This window comes from Nitrospinota bacterium, from assembly GCA_027619975.1.
Lineage (GTDB): Bacteria > Nitrospinota > Nitrospinia > Nitrospinales > VA-1 > JADFGI01.
The window spans coordinates 1-3,636 of record JAQCGX010000069.1 but is presented as its reverse complement, the minus strand read 5'-3'; the positions used below and the strand labels follow the sequence as shown (position 1 = coordinate 3,636).

Sequence of the window (3,636 nt, the reverse complement as noted above, 5' to 3'; positions counted from 1 at the left end):
GTTTTCTTAAATTAACAGTAAACTTGAAATTAACATTTTAAGGTCCCAAAAATAGTTTTTCAGCAACCTGTTAGGAATTGATTGCCATGTTTAAAAACGGCGGCGGTTCAGTAAAAAATTTCTCTTGAGTCAAGAGAGTGATGTGTCAACGTGTTTTTCGATGATTTGACTGTAGGTTTCCAGGAACCGTTTGGCGATGGTTTCCCAGGAGTATTCGCTCTTGGCGAGCCTTCTGCCGTTCAAAGCCAATTGGTTTCTGAGTTCCTGATCGTTCATGAGAAGCAGGGTTTTTTCTGCAATGGCTTCTGGGTTTTTTTGTGGAATCAGCAATCCCGTTTCTCTGTTGCAGACAATATCTTTCACTCCTCCGACATCAGACGCGATGACGGCGGTTTCCGACGCCATGGCTTCCAGAAAAACGACTCCCTGACCTTCAGTATCGCCGCTGTCCGTCACTATTGAGGGGCCAATGAAGATATCGGCGGTTGCGAAGTATTCCGCTAACTCCTCTCCCTCTTTGCTTCCTACGAACAGCACAGCGTTTTCCAAACCCAATTGCCGGACGCATTGTTTCAATGCGTGCTCCTGAGGACCAAAGCCGATGATGACCAATTTTACCAGAGGTCTTTTGTTGAGAATTTCGGGCATCGCCTGAATGAGATATTTAAAACCTTTTTTCTCCGCGAACCGCCCCACTGCCAGAAGAAATATATCCTGAATATTTAAATCGTCTTTAATTTTCGGGTTGAATTTTCCGGGATGAAAGAGCTCGGTATCGACTCCCATCGGCAGGATTTCAATGCGTGTATCGGCGCGAATGTTGCGCACTGCCTGTCCGGTGGGCTGGCTGTTGACGGTGCATGTTTTTGCCCGCTTCAGAGCATAGCTGCTACAGCGCCGGATGAACGAATTTTTGCGGAACGAGTAAACGTCGCCGCCGTGCGCTGTCAACAGATAGGGAACTTTAGAAAAAGAGGTCAGAAGGGCAACGAAGAAGCCTTGTGGAATCACCCAGTGGCAGTGGATGAAATTGATGTCATGCTTCCGCACAGTTCGCCAGATGGCAAGGCATTGTGCCGCGAAAAAAAAAGGCAGTTGCAGACGGGCCAGCCATTTGGTCTTGAGTTTGGGAAGGATGCCGCCCTCATAACAAAGCGTCTGCAAGCGTTTCGGAAAAAAATAAGGGAACCGCAGAATTTTAACGCCTTCGATTTCCTCCTCCATTTTGGCGCCAGGGGCGTGCGGAGCCAGAACCCACAGGCTCACTTTTTTAGCCAGTTGTTTGCTGAGATCAAAAACAAACCGGGGCTCGGTATCGTTTTCCCAGCGCGGGAAGGTGGTGGCCACAACCAGAACCTGTAGACTTTTCAGATTGCTGTTTGCATCTGTATGCTGTTCGGGGAGTTGGGTTGCGGCGACATCAGGCATTGTGTTCAGTCCTTAGATTCGAGTTCGCCTTTTTTTATTCTCACCTGGATGTCCTCTAAAAGCTGGCGGTTGACGGATATGAGTTCCGCCGCGATGCCCATCATGATGATCTGAAAACCGACGATCAATAAAATTGCCGACAGAATGAGGGATTGAATATGGCCTTCGGTGCGCCCTTGAATGAAAAAAAACAGATAACGGCATCCGATCGCGAACCCGGTGATAAAAGTGGCTCCCCCTGCTATCGTGAACACCTTCAAGGGTTTGTACATGGAATAGACCTTGATGATGGTGATCAGCGTGCGTTGCAGATAAGTGCGGATATTCGGGAACAGACGGGAGTCGCGGGTTTGTTTATTTGTCCGTACAGGAACATGGGCTATTGCCAGGTTTTTTTTGCCAGCGCTGATGATGGTTTCCACCGTGTAGGTGAAATCCGAAATCACGTTGAGTTGCAGGGCCGCTTCCTTGGAGTAGGCGCGGAAGCCGCTGGTGGCGTCTGGTACCTGAGTTCCCGACAGTTGCCGCACCACCCAGCTGCCGAATTTCTGCAAGAGAATTTTCAAGGGAGAAAAATGGCGGATGGTTTCCACCTGGCGGTTGCCGATGACGAGATCGGCTTTGCCTTCCAGAATAGGGCGGATCAGCTCTGGAATGTCTGCGGCGCAATACTGATTGTCGGCATCGGTATTGACGATGATGTCCGCGCCCAGTTTCAAGGCATGGTTAATCCCGTAGATAAAGGCCTTGGCCAACCCCTTGTTGTTGGTCAGTTGCAGGATATGATCGACCCCCTGTTGACGCGCCACTTCCACCGTCTTGTCGGTGCTGCCATCGTCGATGATCAAGGTTTCAATGACGTCGATTCCCTCTATTTCCCTGGGCAAATCGTTCAGGGTGGCGGGCAGGGTTTCTTCTTCGTTCAAGCAGGGAATTTGAATTATCAGTTTCACGGTGGAAAAATCAGGTTACAGGTTTGAAGAAGGACGGCCCATGCGCTGGTAGATGATCACCCTTTCGCTGGATTCGGGGGATCGGAACTGATGTATTTGTATTTCGTAGGAATTGTTGATCCGAATTGCAGGTGCGTCCAAAACAATTTCCCGGTAAGGATTGGACTCGATGAGGGTCTGCAATTGGCGCTTAACGGGGTTCGTCGCGTCTAAATTTCTTTGGTCTCCCCTGAGAACGATCCAGTCCGGCGGACTTTTCAAATTCAATGCGTTGCCCTTTATCAGTTTCATGCCCGTATAAAAAGCCAGAGACTCCGATTCATTGTCAATATAGCATGTTTGGCTGGAGTTCCCATGAGTTTTGAAAAATTCCAAAATTTTATCCAGAGGACCCCGGTAAGGATGGGAAATCTGATACAAGTGTTGGTAAAAAACCGAGGATAACTGGACTTCTCTCATGAAAGTAAGAGAAGCATATTGTAAATAAGGGCTTGTGCCGAAGCTGCCTTCTCGGTTTTGAAGATATTTTTTAATGGGAAGCAGGGGGCCGGTGTGAAGAATATTTGTGCAGATCAGGATTCCGGCGAGGAGTGCCGGGGGCCAAAATCCTTTCCTGAAACCCATCGTCACGATCATTGCCAGGAGAATATAAAACAGCGGGAAAACTCCCGCCACATATTGATGAAGAGGAATGGCATGCGTGGAGGACACAACGAGATGAGTGGTTATGCAGATGGTTAAGAGCTGAATCTGCAACTTGTAAGGATGCAGGTTTTTTAAAAATAATAAAGGCAGGAAAATAAAAGGGAAAATGTAATTGTTTGTCTGAAATAAATAGCCTGAAAAATGTTTGAAATAGCCTGAAAAAGAAGTGTCCACCAGGTCGCTCGTGGAAACGTAAAATTGTGATATATGTGAGAACACAGGAAAAATAGCTATCAACCAGGGAAGCGTGAAACCGGCGATGATGATGGCGCATCGCGGAACCCGGCTGGTGTTTTCAGGCCGGATTTTTTTTCGATTCAGCAGAAAATGAATCAGAATGCCAAGGGCGATGCCGACAAACGCCACATACATGGAATGAAAAAACAGGATGGCTACAATTATAAATGGGGTTGTTTTCCACTTTTTGTCTGCAAATATTTGCAGGTAAAAATAAATCAGAAAAATAGTGAGTAAAATGGAGAATCCTACATACCTTGCGGTCCTGAAATAGAGCAGGGTCGGCACCGATGAGGCTAAAAATAAGGCGGAT

The 3,636-nt window shown here is 47.5% G+C and carries 3 protein-coding genes; all 3 read right to left on the bottom strand.

Translation table 11 applies throughout. The features are described from left to right. Window positions 1-129: 129 nt before the first annotated feature. Window positions 130-1,428 (bottom strand): glycosyltransferase, encoded by a 1,299-nt coding sequence (locus O3C58_14080; protein MDA0692978.1) that lies wholly within the window; start codon window positions 1,426-1,428, stop codon window positions 130-132. A gap of 5 nt (window positions 1,429-1,433) precedes the next feature. Then, window positions 1,434-2,381, bottom strand: coding sequence for a glycosyltransferase family 2 protein (locus O3C58_14075; protein ID MDA0692977.1), 948 nt, complete (start codon window positions 2,379-2,381; stop codon window positions 1,434-1,436). Window positions 2,382-2,396: 15 nt separating this feature from the next. After that, on the bottom strand, window positions 2,397-3,636 hold a 1,240-nt coding region (locus tag O3C58_14070; protein MDA0692976.1), incomplete at its 5' end, for a hypothetical protein.